The organism is Oerskovia sp. NPDC057915 (assembly GCF_042887685.1).
Lineage (GTDB): Bacteria > Actinomycetota > Actinomycetes > Actinomycetales > Cellulomonadaceae > Oerskovia.
This window is the reverse complement of sequence record NZ_JBHVOS010000002.1, coordinates 242,425-261,811: the sequence shown is the minus strand read 5'-3', so window position 1 is coordinate 261,811 and position 19,387 is coordinate 242,425. Positions and strand designations below refer to the sequence as shown.

Below are 19,387 nucleotides of genomic sequence, written 5' to 3'. Positions count from 1 at the left end.
TAGACCCCGCCCCCCGGGCGGGGGGGGGGCGCGGCGCGGACGGCCCGGCCCCGCCCCGACGGCGCCGCGCACCTACGCGGCCACCGCCAGCTTGCGCGAGGTGACCACGGCGTCGGCGAGCCCGTACTCCACGGCCTGGTGGGCCGTGAAGATGCGGTCGCGGTCGGTGTCGGCGCGCAGCCGCTCCACGGTCTGGCCCGTGTGCCGGGCGAGGACGAGCTCGGTCTCCTCGCGCAGGCGCAGGATCTCCTGGGCCTGGAGCGAGAGGTCGGAGATGGTGCCCTCTGCGCCGCCCGAGGGCTGGTGCAGCAGGACGCGCGAGTGCTCGAGCACGAACCGCTTGCCGGGCGTCCCCGCGGCGAGCAGCACCGCGGCGGCCGACGCGGCCTGACCCATGCAGATCGTCGAGACGTCGCAGCGGATGAACTGGAGCGTGTCGTAGATGGCCATGAGCGCCGTGATCGAGCCGCCGGGGGAGTTGATGTAGAGGCCGATCTCCTGGTCGGGGGCATCCGACTCGAGGTGCAGGAGCTGGGCCATGACGACGTTCGCGACGCCGTCGTCGATCTCGGTGCCGAGGAAGACGATGCGCTCCGAGAGGAGGCGACTGAAGACGTCGAACGCGCGCTCACCGAGCGGGGTGCGCTCGACGACGGTCGGGATCGTGTAGGTGGACATCAGAGGCCGACCTTCCGGGAGCGGGCGGTGGGGCGGACGTCGTCGACCGACGTGACGACGTGGTCGACCATGCCGTAGGCGAGGGCCTGGGAGGCAGTGAACCAGCGGTCGCGGTCGCTGTCCGCGGTCACGGTCTCGGTGGTCTGTCCCGTGTGCTCGGCCGTGAGCCGGTGCATGAGGCCCTTGGTGTACTCGAGGTTCTCGGCCTGGATCGCGATGTCCACGGCCGTCCCCCCGATCCCGGCCGACGGCTGGTGCATCATGATGCGCGCGTGGGGGAGCGAGTACCGCTTGCCCGCGGTGCCCGTGCAGAGCAGGAACTGGCCCATGCTCGCCGCGAAGCCCGCCGCGAGCGTGCTGACGTCGTTGGGCAGGAGCTGGATCGTGTCGTAGATCGCGAGGCCCGCGCTCACCGAGCCGCCGGGGGAGTTGATGTAGAGGGCGATGTCGGCGCGCGGGTCCTCGGCCGAGAGCAGGAGGAGCTGGGCGCACACGCGGTTCGCGACGGCGTCGTCGACGGCCGTGCCGAGGACGACGATGCGCTGGTGCAGCAGGCGGGACGCGAGCTGGTCGTCGAACGGGGAGGTGGGCGGCGGGGCCGCCTCGGACCGCAGGAGCGGTGGCTGGTTCGTCATGCCTCGACCCTCCCTCCGGCGAGGGTGTCGGGGCACCGGTATCTGCCCGGGGCGGATCTGCCGAGGGCAGACGGCCGCGCCGCCGTGGTCGGGCACGGCGACGCGCCGCGGACGCCGGTCAGGCGATCGGGCGGCCCGAGTGCAGGCGGGCGGCGAGGCGGGCGCGGTCCTCGGCGGCGGCGTCGAGCCCGGCGCGACGGGCGGTCCGCTGCGCGTGCGAGGTGGCGCGGTGCTCGCCCCACGTCGTGAGCCGGGCACCGGCGGCGACGAGGAACCGGTCGCTCGGGCGCAGGGCTCGCAGCGACGGCGAACGGAGGTCTGAACGGGTCGGGGCGTAGGTGCTCATGAGGGGTTCTCCTTGCCGTTGATCAGGGGGAACGCGTTGAAGTGGATCTGCACGGGGCGGGCCCCGGGAGCGTCCTGCTGGCCGGCGAAGCGGTCGAGGACCGTCTCGCTGAAGCGCTGCCACTCGGCCTGCACCTCCGCGAGCTGTTCCTTGGTGAGCCACATGTTGATCGTGGCGAGGGTCGCGCCGGCCTCGAGCCAGCCGCGGTCGAGGGTGCGGGCGCTGTCGAGGAAGTCCATGATCTTGCGCTGGCGGATGACCTCGAACTCCCGGTTGACCGTGCTGGTCGCGGCGATCATGCCGTCGCCGGTCGCGGCCTCGTCGTCGGGCAGCTCGATCGTGAAGCCGCCGGGGGTCCGCTCCCACCAGCGCTCGCGCGCGGTGCCGCGACCCGGGACCTCCTGGACGAACCCGTGGCGCTCGAGCTGGCGCAGGTGGTAGCTCGTGGCGCCGCTCGACTCGCCGAGCGACTCGGCGAGACCGCTCGCGGTCAGGGCACTGTGGTGGCCCAGGAGATCGAGGATCTGGATCCGCAGGGGGTGCGACAGGGCCTTGAGCGCGTCAGGTCCGACGGCCCGCTGGGTGCGGGGCTCGGGTGCCTGTTCGGGGTCGTGGTTCGTGGGCATGACACCACCGTAGCGATGCAAAGGTCTCTTTGCAAGAGTTTCTTTGCAACGAGTTCTTTGGATCCGACCCAGGCCCGCACGACGCGCTCAGTCCCCTGCGGCACGCCCCCCGCGCTTGTACGTGTCCAGGTCGTCGTTGAGCCGTTCGAGCAGCTCGCCCAGCAGCGCACGGTCGAGCCTGGACCAGTCGGCCAGCACCTCGCCGTAGAGCTCGCTGCGCAGCTCGCGGTGGCGGGCGAGGCTCTCGAGCCCTTGGGTCGTGGCCTCGACGAGGACGGCGCGCCCGTCGGCGGGGTCGCGCGTGCGACGCGCGTGCCCGGCCTTCTCCATGGCGACGACCTGCCGGGTCACGGTCGAGGCGTCGAGGCCCAGGTGGTCGGCGAGGGTGTTCACGTTCTGGGCGCCGTCGACGAGGAGGTCGTGGAGCAGGAGGTAGGCCGACCGGTCGAGCGAGCCGCTCGGGGGGCCGCCCGCGCGGGCGACCTTGGCCTGTCCTGCGGCGGTGGTGCGCTCGGCTCGGCGCAGGAGCTGGGCGAGCTCGAGCTCGATGGTCGACAGCACCTCCCGTGCGGCGGGGTCGGGTCCGTCGTCGGGGCCCTCTGCCGGGCGATCGCCAGAACTGTTACCCCGAGCAACTGTCATAGGTGTATTCTACAGAGAGTTACCTGCATGATGCAGGTAACTCTCGCACCGGCCCGCACCGGGCCGACCGTGCACCGGCAGCCGCCGTGCGCCGGCGGCCGCCCGTGCACCGACGACGAACCAGCACCCACCAGACCCCCGGGGGACGTGTGTCCAGAACCACCAGGAACGAGCCCAACAAGACCGCGATCTACGCGACCGCGCTCACCGCCTTCTTCGCCATCGCCGGCATCGCCGTGGTCGACCCGATCCTGCCGATCATCGGCCAGGAGATCGGCGCTAGCACGTGGCAGATCGAGCTGCTCTTCACGGCCTACATCGCGGTCATGGCGATCGGCATGATCCCGGCGGTCCTCGCGACCGGGAGGTTCGGGTACAAGAAGGTCCTCGGCGCGGGCGTGAGCCTGGTCGCCGTCGCGGCGGTCCTCGCGGCCCTCTCGCAGAACATCGGGCAGCTCGCCGCGCTGCGCGGGCTGTGGGGGCTCGGCAACGCGATGTTCTTCGCGACCGCGATGGTCCTGCTCGTCTCGCTCGCGAACGACCGCGAGTGGGTCGTGGGGCTGTTCGAGACGTGCGTGGGCCTGGGCTTCGCGGTCGGCCCGCTCATCGGTGGTCTGCTGGGCCAGTTCTCCTGGCGCATCCCGTTCCTCGCGTGCGGCCTGTTCATGATCGTGGCGCTCGCGCTGTCGATCACACGCCTCAAGGACCCGGCCGAGAAGCCGGCCCCGCTCCACGTGGGGCAGGTCTTCGCGCTCTTCCGCAAGCCCGGCTTCCGGGCGCTGTGCATCGTGACCGCGACCTACAACTTCGTGTTCTTCATCATCCTGGGCTACACCCCGGTGTTCCTGGGTCTCGACGTCATCCCGCTCGGCCTCGTCTTCACGGCGTGGGGGATCGGGCTCGCGGTCGGCATCCTGGTCGTGGGGCACCGGCTCGCGCACTCGGTCGGCGCGGTGCAGACCATGGGGATCGCGGTCGGCGGCGTGCTCCTGGCCACGGTGGCCCTCGCGCTCGACCTCGGCACGGCCGGCTCGATCGTCGTCCTGGTCGTCGCGGGCGTGTGCATGGGCATCGCCAACGCGAACCTGACCGACCTCTCGCTCGCGCTCGGCAGCCCCGACCGTCGCGTCACCACGGGCGCGTTCAACCTGGTCCGGTGGGGCTTCGCGGCGCCGGCCCCCGTGATCGCGGGCCTGCTCCACCCGGTCGGGCTCTCGGTCCCGTACTGGGTCGGTGCGGGCGTGCTGCTCGTCGGGGTCGTCGCGTTCCTCGCGACGGCGCACAGGATGGCGGGCGAGCTGGGGGAGCCGGTCCTGTGGGCGCGCTGGAACCGCCGGGCCCGGGCGGTCGAGGGGACGCCTGAGGAAGCGCTGGGCGAGATCTGAGCGGGAGGCGAGCTGCGTCGTCGGGCAGGGGAGTGCAGGCCCGACGACGCAGCTCGCCGCCTGTCTACGTGTCGCCCTGGTCCGGGCTCGTCCTGTCCGCGGGGCTCTCGGCCTCGTCGCCGCTCTCGCGCACGACGCGCAGCAGGCCCGTGAGCCCGAGCCGGAGTCCTTCGAGCTCGTCGAGCGAGAGGTGCTCGAGCGTCTCGGGTCCTGCCGGTGCGTCGCTCGCGACGATGCTGCGCACGGCCTCCGCGCCGCGCTCGGTCGCGGCGACGAGCCGGACGCGGCCGTCCTCGGGGTCGGGGCGCCGGGAGGCCATGCCCGCGGCCTCGAGCCGGTCGACGATCCCTGAGATCGTGGCGGGGCTGACGCCCAGGACCTCGCCCAGGTGGGCCGTGCTGCGCTCGCCGTCGATGAGCAGGATCCCCAGGGCGCGCATCTGCTGCGCGGTCAGGCGCGTGCGCATGAGCGGTTCGAGGCGCCGTGCGAGCACGAGCTCCTGGAGAGCGTGCTGCGCGTCGATCAGCTCGCGCTGGAGCCGGGCGCGATCGCCAGGGGGGTCCGAGGTCACGGCGAGACTCTATCGGAGGCGTTCCGGGGCGACGGTCGGGCGGCGGGAGCGGGCCCGACCGGTCCGCGAGACGCGGGAACTCTCGCGTTTTGCTTAGCGTTAGGCTAACGACTCTGCGACGACGACGTCGTGACCATCCGCCGTGCCCTGGAGGCCCTGTGTTCCGTCTCGCCCGAACGTCGTTGGCGAACCGCGCCGTCGTCGCGCTCGCCACGATCGCGATAGCCGTGTTCGGCGTCGTCAGCATGGGATCGCTCAAGCAGGAGCTCATCCCGAGCCTGCAGATCCCCACCGCTGCCGTCGTCGCCGTGTACCCCGGATCCGCCCCCGCGATCGTCGAGCAGCAGGTCACCGCACCGCTCGAGACCGCCGTGCGCGGCGTCGACGGCGTCGAGGACGTCACGTCGAGCTCGTCGACCGGCATGTCGGTGACGACCGTGCAGTTCACGTACGGCACCGACATGGACCTCGCCGCGCAGCAGCTCCAGACCGCGGTCACGCGCGTGAGCAGCCAGCTCCCCGCCGACGTCGACCCGACCGTCGTGACCGGTTCCGTCGACGACCTCCCCGTCGTCCAGCTCGCCGTCTCGGGCGGCGCCGACGAGACCGCGTTGGCGGACACCGTCGACAGCGTCGTCGTGCCGGCCCTCGAAGAGGTCGCGGACGTGCGCAGCGTCGCCGTCAGCGGCGTCGCCGACCAGCAGGTCACGATCGACCTCGACGTCGCAGCCCTCGCCGCGGCGGGCCTGAGCCCCGCCCAGGTCACCACGATCCTCCAGGACAACGGCGTCGTGATCCCCGCAGGCACGGTGGCTGCGGGCGACCGCACCCTGTCCGTCCAGGTCGGCACGGCCGTCACGAGCACCGACGACCTGATCAACCTCCCGCTCGTCGCCTCGCCGGCGGCGGCCGCGGCCGGTGCGGCACCCGTGACCCTCGGGGACGTCGCCACGGTCACCGTGGCCCCGCAGCCCGCGACCTCCTACTCGCGCCTCGACGGCGAGCCCGCGCTCGCCGTCGCGATCACCAAGACCCCGGCGGGCAACACCGTCGAGGTCTCGCACGCGGTCCAGGCCGCGATCGAGGACATGAACGGCGCGCTCGAGGCCAAGGACGTGCGCGTCGAGGTCGTGTTCGACCAGGCACCGTTCATCGAGGAGTCCATCGAGGGCCTCGCGACCGAGGGGCTGCTCGGCCTGGTCTTCGCGGTCGTCGTGATCCTGCTGTTCCTCACGTCGCTGCGCTCGACCCTCGTCTCGGCCGTCTCGATCCCGCTGTCGCTGTTCGTGACGTTCATCGTCATGAACGCGACCGGCTACACCCTGAACATCCTCACCCTCGGTGCCATGACGGTCGCGATCGGGCGCGTGGTCGACGACTCGATCGTCGTCATCGAGAACATCAAGCGGCACCTGTCCTACGGCGAGCAGAAGACCGCCGCGATCCTCAAGGCGGTCAAGGAGGTCGGCGGTGCCATCACGGCCTCGACCGTCTGCACCGTCGCCGTCTTCCTGCCCATCGCGCTGGTCGGCGGCATGGTGGGCGAGCTGTTCCGCCCGTTCGCCATGACCGTCGCGATCGCCATGGCCGCGTCGCTGTTCGTCGCGCTGACGATCGTGCCCGTGCTGGCCTACTGGTTCATCAAGGCGCCCCTCGTCCCGGCCGACCCCGAGCAGGCCAAGGTCCTCGCGGACCAGGCCCGCGAGGTCGCCGAGGCCAAGGAGCGTCGCGGGCTGTGGCAGCGGGGCTACCTGCCGACGCTGCGCGCCGCGCTGCGCCACCCCGCGATCACCCTGGCCGTCGCGGTCGTCGTGCTCGCGGGCACGGTCGCGCTCGTGCCTCGCCTCGAGACGAACTTCCTGGGCGACTCGGGCCAGGACACCCTGACGGTCACGGAGAGCTTCGCGCCCGGCACGTCGCTCGCGACGCAGGACGCCGCGGCCCGCGAGGTCGAGGACACGCTCCTGGGTCTCGACGTGGTCGACACGGTCCAGACGACCGTGGGCTCGGCGGGCGGCCCCGAGGCCGCGTTCTTCGGTGGCGGCGGCTCGCCGCAGGCGACGTTCTCGCTCACGCTCGACGCGGACGCAGACGGTGTGAAGGCGCAGCAGGAGGTCCGGGACGCGGTCGCGGACCTCGGCGGCGAGGACTCCGAGGGGATCACGGTCGCCGGCGCCGACGCGGCGTTCGGCAGCTCGACCGTCGACCTCGTCGTCCGCGCGCCCGACACCGAGACGCTCGCCGCCGCGGCCGACCAGGTCCAGCAGCTCGCGGAGGACGCCGAGGGCGCGTCCGAGGTCACGAACAACCTCGCGAGCGCCCAGTCCACGATCCAGGTGACGGTCGACCGGGACGCGGCAGCCGCCGTCGGGCTCACCGAGACCCAGGTCGCCGGGACCGTCGCGAGCCTCATGTCGCCCTCGCCCGTGGGGACCGTGAACCTCGGTGACGGGCCCGTGCAGGTGCGCGTCGCCGTCGGGCAGGCTCCCGCCACGGTCGACGAGCTCCAGGCGCTCGTCGTGCCCACCGCCGCGGGCGTCGTCCCGCTCACGCAGGTCGCGAGCATCGAGGAGGTCGAGGTGCCCACCTCGATCTCGCGGGTCAACGGCGAGCGCAGCGCGACCGTCGCGGTCACGCCCGCAGGCCAGGACCTCGGCACGCTCACGACGGCGCTCACGGCCGCGATCGACGGGCTCGAGCTGCCGGGCGGCGCGACCGTCGAGCTCGGCGGCGTCGCGACGCAGCAGGCCGACGCGTTCGCCGACCTGGGCCTCGCGCTCCTGGTCGCGATCGCGATCGTCTACCTCGTCATGGTCGCGACGTTCCGCAGCCTGCTGCAGCCGTTCATCCTGCTCGTGTCGATCCCGTTCGCCGCGACGGGCGCGCTGCTCCTGCTGCTCGCGACCGGCACGCCGCTCGGGGTGCCCGCCCTGATCGGCATGCTCATGCTCGTCGGGATCGTCGTGTCGAACGCGATCGTCCTGATCGACCTCATCAACCAGTACCGCGCGCAGGGTCGCGGGCTGGACGATGCGGTGATGGAGGGCTCGCGCAAGCGTCTGCGACCCATCGTCATGACGGCTGCGGCGACGATCTTCGCCCTCACGCCCATGGCGATCGGGATCACGGGCGGCGGCTCGTTCATCTCGCAGCCGCTCGCGCTCGTCGTGATCGGCGGCCTCCTGTCCTCGACGCTGCTCACGCTCGTCGTGGTGCCCGTGCTCTACACGCTCGCCGAGCGTGCGGGCGAGAAGCGTGCGGCCCGCCGCGAGGCGAAGCACGAGGCGAAGGCGGCCGAGCTCGTGGGCCGGCACGCCGCGGAGAAGTCGGTGGAGCCCGCCGCGCGCGGCTGACCCGACGCCGGAGAGGCCCGCCCGTTCGACGAACGGGCGGGCCTCTCGCCGTCACCCGCCAGGTACGAGAGGCACGACGCCCGACGACGTCGCTCGCCCGCGCCGGGACGGCCGCACCTCAGTCGTCGTCCCCCACGAGCCGGGGAGCGAGCGTCTCGTCGAGCCAGTCGAACACCCGCTGCTCGGTCAGGGCTCTGCCGAGGGGCTGGCAGTGCAGGTTCGCGCCCTCGGCGGCGGTGAACCGCACGAGGGTCGACACGTCGGGCGTGAGCCGTGCGAGCTCTTCGGACTGGCCGGGCCAGAACTGCTCGCCCTCGGGCGACGTGACGAGCAGGGGAGCGGTGATCTGTGCGACGACGTCCCGCGCGTCGTACCGCTGGACCTCGCGGAGCGTCGCGGCGTAGCCGTCCACACCGTACGGGCGGGCGCGGAAGCGCCAGGTGGCCGCGGTGGCCTTCGACAGGCGCAGGCCGAGGTCCATGTCGCGGTCGAACGCGTGGTCCTTGCCCTCCTCGAGCAGCTTGAGCAGGCTCTTGGGCATCGAGCCCGTCCACGAGGTCGAGACGTCGACGACCCCCGGGTCGACGACCGCCGCAGCCGGTCGGTGCTCGAACGCGAGCGCGCGGGACACCCAGTACCCGGCCTGGCTCGACCCGTAGACCGCGACCCGCCCCTCGTCGACGTCGCTGCGCCCGACGAGCGCGTCGAGCACAGGTGTCAGGACGGCCTCGAAGTCGGGCCGGAAGGGCACGTCGTGCTCGAACAGCATCGACTGCTGCCCGGGGCCGTCGAACACGAACGCGTGGTAGCCCCGGCGCAGCGCGCCCGCGACGCACGCGGTCCACATCGACGTCAGCGAGCCGTCCGACCCGTTCACGGCGACGAGCGTCGACCGCGGGCGGACCTGTCCCGGGTCCGCCGCGATGGCCGCGGTAGACGCCGCGTCGGACGCGCTGAAGAAGTACCCCGGCAGGGTCGTCCCCTCGTACGGCACCGCGAGGCGCTCGACGACGAGCCCGCTCGCGTCGACCCACCTGTCCCACGCGGCGCGGTGCTTGCGGAAGGTGGGCAGGAGCAGGCTCCCGTCCTCGAGCGCGGCGACCGCGTTGACCGCGGCCGCGTAGTACGCGGACGCCCGCAGGTACGCCCCCGCGGCGCTCGCCCCGTGACCGGCGGACGCGGCGTCGGCGGCGACCTGCGCCACGCGGTCGCCGAGCGCGTGCCACGCGTCGAACCACCCCTGGTGGTCCTTGTCGCGCACGTGCGCGACGGCCGCGAGGACCTCGCCCACGTCGGCCGCGCCGCTGTACGCGCCGCCCAGGACGCTGCGGATCTCGTAGTCTCGCCCGTGGTCGCCGGAGAAGCCGGTCGAGAACGGGTCGTGGTGGTCGGACATGGTCGCTGCCTCCCGCGTCGTGGACGACGGAGCCGAACGCTCCCCTCCACGACCATGCCCGCGCGCACCGGCCCTCACCACTCGAGGCCCGACGGCGCCGCTCAGCCCGGGCGCGCCACGCCCGTCTCGTACGCCAGCACCACGGCCTGGACCCGGTCGCGGAGGCCGAGCTTGCCGAGGACGCGCCCGACGTGCGTCTTGACCGTGGCCTCGGAGACCACGAACCGCGACGCGATCTCGGCGTTGGACAGCCCCTCGCCGAGCGCCGCGAAGACCTCGAGCTCACGGGCCGTGAGCTCGCGCAGGCGGGGGTCGTCGACCCCGTGGCCGGGCGCCGCCGCACCCTGCGACTGCGCGTCCTCCGGCAGGTAGCCCGCGAACATCTCGAGCATGCGGCGCGTGACGCGCGGAGAGACGGCCGCGTCGCCGCTCGCGACGTTGCGGATCGCCCCGACGAGGTCGGCCGGGCGGGCGTCCTTGAGCAGGAACCCGCTCGCGCCCACGCGCAGCGCCGCGAACGCGTACTCGTCGAGGTCGAACGTCGTGAGGATGATGACCCGGCTCGCGGGCAGCGCAGACACGATCCGCTCGGTCGCGTCGATCCCGTTGACGCCCGGCATGCGCACGTCCATGAGGATCACGTCGGGACGCAGGGCCGTGGCCTGCGCGAACGCGGTCTCCCCGTCGCCCGCCTCGCCCACGACCTCGATGTCGTCCTCGGCCGCGAGGATCATGCGGAAGCCCATGCGCAGCAACGACTGGTCGTCGACGAGCAGCACGCGGATCGGGTGGTCGGCACCGTGCGGCACGGACTCGTGACCGGTCGCACCACCCACCGCGTCGCCGGCCGTCCCGCCCGGGAGGGGGAGGGTCACAGCGCGACCCCGGCTCCGCCGTCGGGCCTGGGCTGCGTGGCGCCGTCGAGGCGCAGCCGCGCGACGACCTCCCAGCCCGCGCTCGTCGGCCCGGCCGTGACCGTGCCCCCGTAGACGGCCGCACGTTCGCGCATCCCGATGATCCCTCTTCCTGTGCCGATGGGCTGGTCGCCCGTGATGCCCGGAGGCAGCGGGCGTGCGTCCGCCCCGTCGCGGGCCGTGCCGCCCGGGGCGCGTCCCGCCTTGTTCGTGACCGTGATCTCGAGCCAGTCTCCACCGTCGGCGGTGCCCACGTCACGCCGGGCGATCTCGACCACGACCACGGGGGTCAGCGGCGCGTACCGCAGGACGTTCGTCAGGGACTCCTGCACGATCCGGTGCGCGGCCTGCCGCAGACCAGGGTCCGGGTCCGGCTGGACGCCCACGCGCACCAGGCGCACCGGCAGGCCCGCGTGCCGGAACCGCTCGGCGATGTCCTCCATGCTCGGGACGTCGGCGGTCGGGGTCAGCGGCGCGACCGTGCCGTCGGGGTCGCGCAGGACCCCCAGGACACGGCGCATGTCGGCGAGGGCCGCACGCCCGGTCTCGGTGAGCTCGTCGAGGGCCTGCCCCGCGAGCACGGGGTCCTTCGCGCCCAGCGCCTTGGCGCCGTCCGCGAGCGCGACCATGACGGTCAGGGAGTGCGCGACGACGTCGTGCATCTCGCGCGAGATCCGGGCGCGCTCGGCGGCGGCCGCGAGCTGCGCCTGCTGGTCCCGGTCGCGAGCGATCGCGTTCGCGCGGCCCACGAGGTCGGCGACGTGCAGGCGTCGACCGCGCACGCTCGACCCGATCGCGATGCCCAGCAGGGCGAACGTGACCGTGATCGCGATCGTCGCTACCCGTTGCCCGGTGAGCTCGCCGCTGCCGACGTCGGCACGCACCATCGCGCCCGTCTCGCTCACCGTGAAGTCGTACCAGAGCATCTCCGCGGTGCACACGGTCAGGACCAGGACTCCCAGCACGCTCCAGGCCACAGCCGGGCGGTAGGTCGTCGCGACCGCGTAGACCGCGAACGCGGTGGCCAGCTCGAAGCCCGCGGAGTCGCCCGTCAGCGCGAGCGTGAGGACCGCGAGGACGCCGATGGCCGCGGCCGTCCACAGCGGGTAGCGACGCCGCCACAGGAGGGCGGCGCCGCCCGCGAGGGTCGCGACCGCGACGCCGTAGCGCGGCTCCGGGTAGAGCAGCGCCACCAGCAGACCCGGGACCGCGAACCAGGCCGCGACGAACCAGTCCATGACGACCGGGTGGCGCACGAAGTACCGGCGGACCGGCCCGAGCCTGCGCGCGTCGAGCTCGGTGAACACCGCGGCGCTCCCGGGCCGCGGCTTGAGGGTGGCCCGCGGTGCCTGCGTCGCCGCGGACCCCGAGGAAGGGCCGGCGACGCTCGGGCCGTCGTCCCCAGGACGCACAGCGCCCGACGCCGGACCACGGGTCTCGTGGTCCGGCGCCGGGCTGTGCGCGGTGCGAGGGATGGTCAGGCGTCCCGACGCTTGAGGACGACGGCCGCCGCGGCGAGGGACACCACGGCCCATGCCGCCATCGCGATCGTCGCCCCGCCCGGGGTCAGGACGTCGACGCCACCGGCGTCGGCCTCCGTGACCGCCATCATGGCGGTACCGAGGTTCATGGGCAGGAACTTCGCCATGTCCTGGACCCAGTCCTGCGAGAGGAAGCTCGCGACGATCGGCAGCACGAAGAGCAGCGCGACGAGCGTGAAGATGCTCCCCGCCGAGTTCCGCATGATCGTGCCGACGCCGACCGCGAGCAGCGCCACGAGCGTGAGGTAGCCGGCGCACGCCAGGACGACCCGCTGCACGACCGGGTCGCCCAGGTCGGGCACGAGGTCGTTGCCCGAGAGCATGGGCGCGATCACCAGGTACGACACCGCGATACCCACCACGCCGACGACGAACGTCACGACCGCGATGATGGCCGCCTTGGCCCAGAGCGCCGGCAGACGCGTCGGGATGGCGCTCAGGGTCGAGCGGATCATGCCCGTCGAGTACTCACCCGTCATGATGAGCGCGCCCAGGACCGCGACCGCGAGCTGGGCGAAGACGTAGCCCGACACGAGCGCCTGCACGGTCGAGATGTTGCCCATCTGGGCCGCCACCCCCGGCTGGCTGGCGGCGTAGTTCAGCGATGCGGCCGTGCCCAGGTTGATGAGCACCATGACGGCGACGGTCGAGCCCAGGGTCCACCACGTCGAGCGCAGCGAACGGAACTTGATCCACTCGGACTTCAGGATCCCGCCGACGCTGAGGCGGGCGGACGAGGTGCGCCTCGCCGTCGGCTGGGCGGCGGAGACGGTGGCGGCGGTCATCGCTTGGCTCCTTCGGAGATCGAGGCGCCGGACGTCGCGTCCACGCCGTGGCCGATGTGCTGGGCGGCGGACTCGGTCTGGTACTCGACCGCGTCGGCCGTGAGGAGCATGTACGCCTCCTCCAGGGTCGAGGTGACGGGCGTCAGCTCGTGCAGGACGATGCCCGCAGCGGCCGCGAGCTCGCCGATCCCGGGAGCCTCGGCGCCCGTGATCTGCAGCAGGCTCGGCTCGTCGGACGTGACGGTCGCGCCGTCGCGGGTCAGCAGCTCGGCGAGCTGGGTGGCCTGCGGGGTGCGGACGCGCACGGTGTGCTGGGCGCCGCCGTCGACGATGTCCTTGACGGGGGCGTCGGCGATGATCCGGCCCTTGCCGATCACGATGATGTGGTCCGCGGTCAGCGCGACCTCGCTCATGAGGTGGCTCGACAGGAAGACCGTCCGGCCCTCCGACGCGAGGTAGCGCGCCAGGTTGCGGACCCACAGGACACCCTCGGGGTCCAGTCCGTTGACCGGCTCGTCGAGGATGAGCGTCTTGGGGTCGCCCAGCAGCGCGGACGCGATGCCCAGGCGCTGCCCCATGCCGAGCGAGAAGCCACCGACGCGCTTCTTCGCGACCGACTGCAGACCGGTCATCTCGATGACCTCCTGCACGCGGTTCTTCGGGATGTTGTGCGTCGCCGCCATCGCGAGGAGGTGGTTGTAGGCGCTGCGGCCCGTGTGCACGGCCTTCGCGTCGAGCAGGGCCCCGACCTCGGTCAGGGGCGAACGGTGCGCGACGTACGGCTTGCCGTTGACGGTCACGGAACCGGCCGTCGGACGGTCCAGCCCCATGATCATGCGCATCGTGGTCGACTTGCCGGCACCGTTCGGGCCCAGGAAGCCCGTCACCTGGCCGGGCTGGACGGTGAAGGAGATCCCGTCGACAGCGGTCTTGGGCCCGTACCGCTTGGTCAGGCCTCGTGCTTCGATCATGCTCGCCCCTCGGGTGGGTTGCGGGTGGTGGCTCGGTACGTCCCCAGCCTAGAGAACAGGACCCTCCCGGCGATGCCCCCTCATGGTCGATCTTCCCGACGAGTTCCCGTACGCCGCAAGGATGACGCCCGTCGGCCGGTCGAGCGATCTTCGCTCGGGACGGGGGGAAATGTCGGATGAAAACCCCGGGAACACCGGCGCGAACCCGCTCGTTGCATAGGATGGAACCACGGCCAGCGACACCCGCCTCGCCAGAGGGCACTGGACGCCGCGACCAGGAGGAAGCATGAGCAACCCCGTCTTCAACAACAGCGCCATCTTCGGCGAGCCGAAGCGCGCGCGCACCGGCCAGGGGGCTGCGGGCACCGTCCAGCAGAACCCCGCGTACGGCACCCCGCCCCAGCAGGCCCAGTACGGCAGCTACGGCGCCCAGACCGCCGACGCCGCGACGCTCGACGCCATGTACAACGCGCCGACCGCGACCACCGCCGACACCAAGCGCCTCACGTACGACGACGTCATCGTCAAGACCGGCGGCCTGCTCGCCCTGCTCGTCGTCGTCGCGGCCGGCAGCTGGCAGCTCGTCGACACCATGCCGTTCATCTGGATCGGCGGCGCGATCATCGGCCTCGTCCTGGGTCTGGTCAACGCGTTCAAGCGGAACCCGAGCCCCGCGCTCATCGTGGCCTACACGATCGCGCAGGGTGCGTTCCTCGGTGGCATCAGCAAGTACTACGACTCCATGGTCATCAACGGCGTCCAGCTCAACGGCGTCGTCCTGCAGGCCGTGCTCGCGACCGTCGTGACCTTCGCCGCCGCGCTGTTCCTCTTCAAGTCCGGCAAGGTGCGTGTCACGCCCAAGTTCACGCGCTGGCTGCTCATCGCCATGGTCGGCTACCTGGCCTTCTCGCTCGTCAACATGGTCCTCATCATGACGGGCGTGCTGGACGGCTGGGGCGCCCGTGGGGGCGGCTGGGGCATCGCGATCGGCCTGATCGCCGTCGGTCTCGCGGCCGCCTCGCTCATCGTCGACTTCGACTCGATCAAGCGTGGTGTCGAGGCGGGCGTGCCCGCCAAGTTCGCCTGGTCCGCCGCGTTCGGGCTCATGGTCACGCTCATCTGGCTCTACCTCGAGTTCCTGCGCCTGTTCGCGATCCTGCAGAGCAGCGACTGACCTTGGCCGACGCCCGGAAGAAGTCCCCGGCACCCGCATCGGAACCCGTTCCGACGCGGGTGCCGGTCTTTGCCGCCGGCCTCACGCTGGCCGCCTTCACGCTGCTCGTCCTCCAGGTCCCCTACGGGCTCCTCGTGGGCCGTGGCGTCCCCAACGCGGTCGCGTGGGTCACGGTCTCCGCGGTCGTCATCCTGCTTGTGACTCTCACGGCGGGAGCCGTGGTCGGCTGGCTCGGGCACCGCATCTCGCGCGAGTGGGACGACCGCAAGGCCACGACCCTGTTCTTCGCGCTCGGGTTCGTGGGCGTCGGGATCTGGAGCTTCATGGTGCTGGGCTCGCTGCTGAGCACGGCCACCGGGGACCCGACCACCGCGACGAGCGGCATCGCCCTGGCATCGGTGCTCTACCTGGCCGTCGCGGGCGGGCTGAGCGCGGCCGTCGGGCGGTACTTCGCACGCGACGCCGCGGACCGTCCTCTGCTCGTCGTCGTCCTCGGCGTGAGCGTCGCGCTGTGCGCCGTGCTCGGCGGAATGGCTCTCGGCAGCGCATGATCGGTGCATGAAGTTCGCACACCACATCTCTGACCTCGTCGGCGGGACACCCCTGGTCCGGCTCGGATCGGTGACCGACGGCCTCTCCGCGACGATCCTCGCCAAGGTCGAGTACCTCAACCCAGGCGGGTCCGTGAAGGACCGCATCGCGCTCAAGATGATCGAGGCGGCCGAGGCCTCCGGGGAGCTCGCGCCCGGCGGCACGATCATCGAGCCGACCTCGGGGAACACCGGGGTCGGGCTCGCGCTCGTGGCCCAGCGCAAGGGGTACGACTGCGTGTTCGTCTGCCCCGACAAGGTGAGCCAGGACAAGCGCGACGTCCTGACCGCCTACGGGGCGCGCGTCGTCGTGACCCCCACCGCCGTGGCCCCCGACCACCCCGACTCCTACTACTCGGTCTCGGACAGGCTCGTCGCCGAGATCCCCGGGGCATGGAAGCCCAACCAGTACGCCAACCCCAACGGTCCCGCGTCCCACTACGAGAGCACGGGCCCCGAGATCTGGGCCGACACCGACGGTCTCGTCACCCACCTCGTCGCCGGGGTCGGGACCGGTGGCACCATCACGGGCACCGGGCGGTACCTCAAGGACGTGTCGGCCCCGCGCGAGTCCGACGCCGGGGGGCGGGTGCACGTCGTCGGGGCCGACCCGGCCGGGTCCGTCTACTCGGGCGGCGACGGTCGCCCGTACCTCGTCGAGGGTGTGGGCGAGGACTTCTGGCCCGCCGCGTACGACCCGACCGTGCCCGACGAGATCATCGCCGTGACCGACGCCGACTCGTTCGAGATGACCCGCCGGCTCGCCCGCGAGGAAGGCCTGCTCGTCGGCGGGTCGTGCGGCATGGCCGTGGTCGCGGCCCTGCGCCTGGCCCAGCGGCTCGAGGAGGAGGACCCCGAGGCCGCGGCGCGCGCCGTGATCGTCGTGATCCTGCCCGACGGCGGCCGCGGCTACCTGTCCAAGATCTTCAACGACTCCTGGATGCGGTCCTACGGGTTCCTCGACGCCGAGGAGGGCGTGACCGCGGGAGACATGCTGCGCTCCAAGAGCGGGCAGCTGCCGAGCCTCGTCCACACCCACCCGGGCGAGACCGTGCGCGACGCTATCGAGATCCTGCGGGAGTACGGGGTCTCGCAGATGCCGGTCGTCGGGGCCGAGCCGCCCGTCAAGATCGGCGAGGTCGCGGGGGCCGTGAGCGAGCGGGCGCTGCTCGACGCGGTGTTCTCGGGGCGGGCGGCGCTCGCCGACCGCGTGGACAAGCACATGGAGTCGCGGTTCCCGCTCATCGGGGCAGGCGAGGGGGTCGCGGCGATCCGGGCCGCGCTGCACGACGCCGACGCGCTGCTCGTGATCGACGACGGGGACCCGGTCGGGGTGCTCACGCGCCACGACCTGCTGGGCTTCCTGGCGCACTGACACGTGCTGACGCGCTGCGCCGCCGGGGATGACGTGCTGCTCTGCCGAGGGTGACGCGCTGGTGCGCCGAGGGTGACGTGCTGCTCCGCCGAGGGTGACGGACCCGCCTGCCGAGGGTGACGGACCCGCCCGTCGAGGGTGACGGACCCGCCCGTCGAGGGTGACATCGGATGTCACCCTCGACGCAGGCGGACGTCACCCTCGGCGGACCGGCGTCACCCTCGGGGGCGTCCCCGGTCACCCTCGGCGTCACGGCGCACAGCCCACGCCACGAGCCAGCAGCCCACGGCCAGCAGCACGCCGTGCGCGATCCGCCCCGCCGGCGGGGTGAAGAACTGCGGCAGGTAGAGCACCAGGCCGACGGCGAGCGGGATCCCGGTCCACCGCGGGACCAGCCCACCGCGCCGCACCGCCACGGCGGCGAGCACCCCGCTCGCGCCCACGGCGAGCAGCCCCAGGCCGAACAGCGTCATCGCGACGGGCTGCATCCGGACGGCCTCGATCGTCGGCAGGAAGTCGAGGGCGCCCGTCGTCACGGCGTCGCGGGCGATCGCGTGGATCCCGAAGATCTCGGCACCGAAGTAGGGCAGGACGAGTCCGGCACCGAGCCATCCCGTGACGACCGCGCCCGACGCCGGAGCCCGCCCCGGCGTCCCGGCGAGCCGTCCGCGCAGCGCGAGGAACGCGGCGGGGAGCAGCCAGAACCCTGCGGCGCCGCACAGGTGGGCTGCGATCCAGCGCCCCGAGGCGAACGCGGCAGCGAGCTCCGGGGTGGCGACGTCCTCGGGGACCCACGGGCGCAGGAGCGGGAACGCGAGGAAGAGGAAGCCCGCGACCGCGAGCAGCAGCGCCCCGGTGCGGGGACTGACGAGGCCCAGGTCGGGGCGGGTCCGGTCGATCGACGGTGCGTTCATGGCGGCTCTCCTTCGATAGGTGGGACGACGGTCGTGTCAGGACGGAGAAGGGTGGGAGAGGTCCTCGATGCCGGCCACGAGCAGACGGACGAGGACCTCGAAGCTGTGGTCGACGTCGTCGGGCAGGCCGAAGCCGCCCATGAGCTCGAGCGAGACGAACCCGTGCACCGCGGACCGCACGGCGCGGATCGCGTCGATCGTGCGGGCCTCCGGGAGGTCGAATCCGCGCAGGACCGCGACGATCACCGCGATCGTCTCGGCGCCCGCACGCGAGAGCGGGTCGTCGTCGGTGGCCCCGAGGTCGGGCGAGAGCTGGATCGCGGCGTAGCGGCCCGGGTGCTCGCGCGCGAAGTCGCGGACGGCCCACGCGAGCGCGGACAGGGCGTCGGGGCCCGAGCGGCCGATCGTCGCCGCGGCGGTCGCTCGCGTCAGGTCGTTCACCGCGACGAGCGCGACGGACCGGCGCAGGTCGGCGAGCGACCCCACGTGCTTGTACAGGCTCGGGGTCGCGACCCCGGCCGCGGCCGCGACCTTCGCGAGGGTGAGGCCGGCGAACCCTTGCGCGCCGCCGTCGTCCACCACGCGCAGCGCGAGGGCCGTGACCCCCTCGCGGCTCAGCCCGACCCTAGCCACGGGCGTTCCAGCCCTGGGTGCCGGCGCGCAGGCCGGCGAGGAACGTGAGGATCTCGGGCACGACGACGTCGGGCGCCTGGTGCTGCGGGTAGTGCCCGACGTCGGGGACCAGGTGCCCCTCGGCACCGACGGCCTCCTCGATCCAGGCGAGCTCGGCGCCCTGGTCCGTGAAGTCGGGGTCGAGGGCACCCATGAAGGCGATGGTCGGGGCGTGCACCTCGGGCAGGCGCGCCTCGACGGGCGCGTGCGTCAGGGCCAGAGCCAGCTCGCGGAAGCTCCGCAGGCGCCCCGGCTCGCGCATCGAGGCGCGGATCGCGGCGACGTGCTCGGCATGCCAGGGCGCCCTGCGACCCTTGGTCAGCGTCGAGTAGAAGCCTGCCCACGCTGCGGCCCCCCACGGGCGGGCGAGCGCGACGCGGTAGAGCAACCGGCTCGCCGAGGCCTTCGCGGCGCTCATGGCGGGGTCGCGCAGGAAGGGGCCGAGGAGGACGAGTCCTGCGACGGCGTCGGGCTGCTCGGCGGCCGCCCACGCCGCGGCCCCGGCCCCCATCGAGTTCCCGACGAGCACGGCCGGACCGCCCAGGTGCTCGACGAGCGCCAGGAGGTCCTGGCCGGTCACGACGTCGCCATGGGTGCGGAAGGTCGTGTCGCTGTCGCCGTGACCGCGCAGGTCCATGACGGCCACGCGGTGGCCGGCCTCGACGAGCGGGGGGACGAGGTCGCGGTAGGTCGAGCGCAGGTCGCCCATGCCGGCGACGGCGACGACGAGGGGACCGGTGCCGGTCACGGTGTACGCGAGGCGGCCCTCGGGGCGGGGGAGGAGTTCGACGGTCTGGCGAGTGCTCATAGCTTCGAGGC

19 protein-coding genes are annotated in these 19,387 nt (G+C 72.7%); 5 read left to right on the top strand and 14 right to left on the bottom strand.

The window, feature by feature from the left end:
* Positions 1-72: 72 nt before the first annotated feature.
* From ACFVQ3_RS02510 to ACFVQ3_RS02490, 5 genes are all read right to left on the bottom strand, one after another.
* The gene (locus ACFVQ3_RS02510; RefSeq protein WP_387634644.1) at positions 73-678 is read right to left on the bottom strand and encodes an ATP-dependent Clp protease proteolytic subunit; all 606 of its coding nucleotides are present in this window, start codon (positions 676-678) and stop codon (positions 73-75) included.
* Positions 678-1,313 carry a ClpP family protease gene (locus ACFVQ3_RS02505; RefSeq protein ID WP_387634641.1) on the bottom strand — a complete coding sequence of 212 codons (636 nt, stop codon included), beginning with the start codon at positions 1,311-1,313 and terminating at the stop codon, positions 678-680. Before ACFVQ3_RS02505 ends, ACFVQ3_RS02510 begins: the two co-directional genes overlap by 1 nt.
* Positions 1,314-1,431: 118 nt before the next feature.
* Complete coding sequence (locus ACFVQ3_RS02500) at positions 1,432-1,659, bottom strand: hypothetical protein (protein WP_387634638.1); 228 nt, start codon at positions 1,657-1,659, stop codon at positions 1,432-1,434.
* Positions 1,656-2,285: an ArsR/SmtB family transcription factor gene (locus tag ACFVQ3_RS02495; protein ID WP_387634635.1), complete on the bottom strand. Its 630-nt coding sequence runs from the start codon at positions 2,283-2,285 to the stop codon at positions 1,656-1,658. The genes ACFVQ3_RS02500 and ACFVQ3_RS02495 overlap by 4 nt, the downstream gene beginning before the upstream one ends.
* An 87-nt stretch (positions 2,286-2,372) precedes the next feature.
* Complete coding sequence (locus ACFVQ3_RS02490) at positions 2,373-2,927, bottom strand: MarR family winged helix-turn-helix transcriptional regulator (protein ID WP_387634633.1); 555 nt, start codon at positions 2,925-2,927, stop codon at positions 2,373-2,375.
* Positions 2,928-3,076: 149 nt separating this feature from the next.
* Here ACFVQ3_RS02490 and ACFVQ3_RS02485 point away from each other — a divergent pair, with 149 nt between their 5' ends.
* Positions 3,077-4,312: an MFS transporter gene (locus ACFVQ3_RS02485; RefSeq protein ID WP_387634630.1), complete on the top strand. Its 1,236-nt coding sequence runs from the start codon at positions 3,077-3,079 to the stop codon at positions 4,310-4,312.
* A 64-nt stretch (positions 4,313-4,376) separates the two neighbouring features.
* On the opposite strand, the gene ACFVQ3_RS02480 is transcribed toward ACFVQ3_RS02485, so the two are convergent.
* On the bottom strand, positions 4,377-4,883 hold the full coding sequence (locus tag ACFVQ3_RS02480; protein ID WP_387634628.1) for a MarR family winged helix-turn-helix transcriptional regulator: 507 nt from the start codon (positions 4,881-4,883) through the stop codon (positions 4,377-4,379).
* Between the two features lie 158 nt (positions 4,884-5,041).
* On the opposite strand from ACFVQ3_RS02480, the gene ACFVQ3_RS02475 reads away from it, so the two are divergent.
* Complete coding sequence (locus ACFVQ3_RS02475) at positions 5,042-8,236, top strand: efflux RND transporter permease subunit (protein WP_387634625.1); 3,195 nt, start codon at positions 5,042-5,044, stop codon at positions 8,234-8,236.
* A gap of 118 nt (positions 8,237-8,354) precedes the next feature.
* Here the strand turns inward: ACFVQ3_RS02475 and ACFVQ3_RS02470 are convergent, their stop codons facing one another.
* The 5 genes from ACFVQ3_RS02470 to ACFVQ3_RS02450 form a co-directional block, all read right to left on the bottom strand.
* On the bottom strand, positions 8,355-9,632 hold the full coding sequence (locus tag ACFVQ3_RS02470; protein ID WP_387634623.1) for an alpha/beta hydrolase family protein: 1,278 nt from the start codon (positions 9,630-9,632) through the stop codon (positions 8,355-8,357).
* Positions 9,633-9,733: 101 nt separating this feature from the next.
* The gene (locus ACFVQ3_RS02465) at positions 9,734-10,378 is read right to left on the bottom strand and encodes a response regulator (protein WP_387634670.1); all 645 of its coding nucleotides are present in this window, start codon (positions 10,376-10,378) and stop codon (positions 9,734-9,736) included.
* 125 nt (positions 10,379-10,503) lie between these two features.
* Positions 10,504-11,853, bottom strand: coding sequence for a sensor histidine kinase (locus ACFVQ3_RS02460; protein WP_387634620.1), 1,350 nt, complete (start codon positions 11,851-11,853; stop codon positions 10,504-10,506).
* Between the two features lie 170 nt (positions 11,854-12,023).
* Entirely contained in the window at positions 12,024-12,872 is an 849-nt protein-coding gene (locus tag ACFVQ3_RS02455; protein ID WP_387634617.1) for an ABC transporter permease, read from the bottom strand.
* Positions 12,869-13,843 (bottom strand): ABC transporter ATP-binding protein, encoded by a 975-nt coding sequence (locus ACFVQ3_RS02450; RefSeq protein ID WP_387634616.1) that lies wholly within the window; start codon positions 13,841-13,843, stop codon positions 12,869-12,871. The genes ACFVQ3_RS02455 and ACFVQ3_RS02450 overlap by 4 nt, the downstream gene beginning before the upstream one ends.
* Positions 13,844-14,129: 286 nt before the next feature.
* Between ACFVQ3_RS02450 and ACFVQ3_RS02445 the strand changes: the two genes are divergently transcribed.
* From ACFVQ3_RS02445 to ACFVQ3_RS02435, 3 genes are read left to right on the top strand one after another with little or no spacing between them, the layout of a single operon-like run.
* Positions 14,130-15,017: a Bax inhibitor-1/YccA family protein gene (locus ACFVQ3_RS02445; RefSeq protein WP_387634613.1), complete on the top strand. Its 888-nt coding sequence runs from the start codon at positions 14,130-14,132 to the stop codon at positions 15,015-15,017.
* A 59-nt stretch (positions 15,018-15,076) separates the two neighbouring features.
* Positions 15,077-15,568, top strand: a complete 492-nt coding sequence (locus tag ACFVQ3_RS02440) for a hypothetical protein (protein ID WP_387634610.1) — start codon at positions 15,077-15,079, stop codon at positions 15,566-15,568.
* A gap of 7 nt (positions 15,569-15,575) precedes the next feature.
* Positions 15,576-16,982, top strand: a complete 1,407-nt coding sequence (locus tag ACFVQ3_RS02435) for a cystathionine beta-synthase (protein WP_387634607.1) — start codon at positions 15,576-15,578, stop codon at positions 16,980-16,982.
* 215 nt (positions 16,983-17,197) lie between these two features.
* On the opposite strand, the gene ACFVQ3_RS02430 is transcribed toward ACFVQ3_RS02435, so the two are convergent.
* The 3 genes from ACFVQ3_RS02430 to ACFVQ3_RS02420 are packed head-to-tail and all read right to left on the bottom strand — an operon-like array spanning position 17,198 to position 19,376.
* Positions 17,198-17,896 carry a hypothetical protein gene (locus ACFVQ3_RS02430; protein WP_387634604.1) on the bottom strand — a complete coding sequence of 233 codons (699 nt, stop codon included), beginning with the start codon at positions 17,894-17,896 and terminating at the stop codon, positions 17,198-17,200.
* Positions 17,897-17,932: 36 nt separating this feature from the next.
* Positions 17,933-18,529, bottom strand: coding sequence for a TetR/AcrR family transcriptional regulator (locus tag ACFVQ3_RS02425; protein ID WP_387634600.1), 597 nt, complete (start codon positions 18,527-18,529; stop codon positions 17,933-17,935).
* The gene (locus ACFVQ3_RS02420) at positions 18,522-19,376 is read right to left on the bottom strand and encodes an alpha/beta fold hydrolase (RefSeq protein ID WP_387634598.1); all 855 of its coding nucleotides are present in this window, start codon (positions 19,374-19,376) and stop codon (positions 18,522-18,524) included. The genes ACFVQ3_RS02425 and ACFVQ3_RS02420 overlap by 8 nt, the downstream gene beginning before the upstream one ends.
* Positions 19,377-19,387: the final 11 nt, after the last annotated feature.

What these genes read in the sequence shown, in the direction of transcription:
- ACFVQ3_RS02510 (WP_387634644.1), bottom strand. Translation starts at nt 678, where the DNA reads ATGTCCACCTACACGATCCCGACCGTCGTCGAGCGCACCCCGCTCGGT.
- ACFVQ3_RS02505 (WP_387634641.1), bottom strand. Translation starts at nt 1,313, where the DNA reads ATGACGAACCAGCCACCGCTCCTGCGGTCCGAGGCGGCCCCGCCGCCC.
- ACFVQ3_RS02500 (WP_387634638.1), bottom strand. Translation starts at nt 1,659, where the DNA reads ATGAGCACCTACGCCCCGACCCGTTCAGACCTCCGTTCGCCGTCGCTG.
- ACFVQ3_RS02495 (WP_387634635.1), bottom strand. Translation starts at nt 2,285, where the DNA reads ATGCCCACGAACCACGACCCCGAACAGGCACCCGAGCCCCGCACCCAG.
- ACFVQ3_RS02490 (WP_387634633.1), bottom strand. Translation starts at nt 2,927, where the DNA reads ATGACAGTTGCTCGGGGTAACAGTTCTGGCGATCGCCCGGCAGAGGGC.
- ACFVQ3_RS02470 (WP_387634623.1), bottom strand. Translation starts at nt 9,632, where the DNA reads ATGTCCGACCACCACGACCCGTTCTCGACCGGCTTCTCCGGCGACCAC.
- ACFVQ3_RS02465 (WP_387634670.1), bottom strand. Translation starts at nt 10,378, where the DNA reads ATGGGCTTCCGCATGATCCTCGCGGCCGAGGACGACATCGAGGTCGTG.
- ACFVQ3_RS02455 (WP_387634617.1), bottom strand. Translation starts at nt 12,872, where the DNA reads ATGACCGCCGCCACCGTCTCCGCCGCCCAGCCGACGGCGAGGCGCACC.
- ACFVQ3_RS02450 (WP_387634616.1), bottom strand. Translation starts at nt 13,843, where the DNA reads ATGATCGAAGCACGAGGCCTGACCAAGCGGTACGGGCCCAAGACCGCT.
- ACFVQ3_RS02445 (WP_387634613.1), top strand. Translation starts at nt 14,130, where the DNA reads ATGAGCAACCCCGTCTTCAACAACAGCGCCATCTTCGGCGAGCCGAAG.
- ACFVQ3_RS02435 (WP_387634607.1), top strand. Translation starts at nt 15,576, where the DNA reads ATGAAGTTCGCACACCACATCTCTGACCTCGTCGGCGGGACACCCCTG.
- ACFVQ3_RS02430 (WP_387634604.1), bottom strand. Translation starts at nt 17,896, where the DNA reads ATGAACGCACCGTCGATCGACCGGACCCGCCCCGACCTGGGCCTCGTC.
- ACFVQ3_RS02420 (WP_387634598.1), bottom strand. Translation starts at nt 19,376, where the DNA reads ATGAGCACTCGCCAGACCGTCGAACTCCTCCCCCGCCCCGAGGGCCGC.